The sequence below is a fragment of the Acetobacter malorum genome (genome assembly GCF_001580615.1).
GTDB classification, from domain to species: domain Bacteria; phylum Pseudomonadota; class Alphaproteobacteria; order Acetobacterales; family Acetobacteraceae; genus Acetobacter; species Acetobacter malorum.
In genome coordinates, this window is sequence record NZ_LHZC01000007.1 from 1 (window position 1) to 910 (window position 910).

Annotated in this window: 1 protein-coding gene; it reads right to left on the reverse strand. The window is 62.9% G+C overall.

Annotated elements, in window-relative coordinates; all coding sequences use genetic code 11:
• A partial coding sequence (locus AD930_RS00035) for a 1-deoxy-D-xylulose-5-phosphate synthase N-terminal domain-containing protein (RefSeq protein ID WP_279615143.1) occupies window positions 1-910 on the reverse strand: 910 nt, incomplete at both ends.

Here is a 910-nt window from a genome sequence, read left to right on the forward strand (position 1 = left end):
ATGGGTTGCCCCATCGGCGCCCACCAGACCGGCGCGGTCAATGGCGAAGCGGACAGGCAGCTTCTGCAGCACCACGTCATGCATCACCTGATCATAGGCGCGCTGCAGGAAGGAGGAGTAGATGGCGCAGAAGGGGCGGAGGCCTTCGGTCGCCATACCCGCAGCAAAGGTCACGGCATGCTGCTCGGCAATGCCGACATCAAAGAAGCGGTCGGGATAGTTCTTCGCGAACGCATCCAGCCCGGTGCCGGACGGCATGGCGGCGGTGATGGCGGCAATTTTGTTGTCGGTCGCAGCCCGGCGCACCAGTTCGCGTGCAAACACGGAGGTGTAGGACGGCGGCCCGGCAGGGCCTTTTTTCTGCTCACCGGTGACGACGTTGAACTTGGCAACGGCGTGATACTTGTCCCCGGCCTTCTCGGCGGGCTGATAGCCATGACCTTTTTCGGTCATCACATGCAGCAGGATGGGGCCGTTATCCGTATCGCGCAGGTTGCGCAGGATGGCGACCAGCTGCGGCAGGTCATGTCCGTCCACAGGGCCCACGTAATAGAAGCCCAGCTCTTCAAACAGCGTGCCGCCGGTAATCATGCCGCGGGCATACTCGTCCGCCTTGCGTGCGGTGCGTTCGACCGGAGCCGGAAGTTTCTTGACGACTTTCCCGGCCAGTTCACGCAGGCCCATAAACTTGCGGGAGGACATCAGGCGGGAGAGGTAGTTGGACATCGCGCCAACGGGCGGGGCGATGGACATCTCGTTATCGTTGAGGATGACGATCAGCCGTTCCGCACCGGGTCCAGCCACGGCGGCGTTGTTCATGGCCTCATACGCCATACCGGCGGAGATGGAGCCATCCCCGATCACGGCGATGACGCTGCGCTCATGGTAGGACGGGTCTTCTTCCGCACGC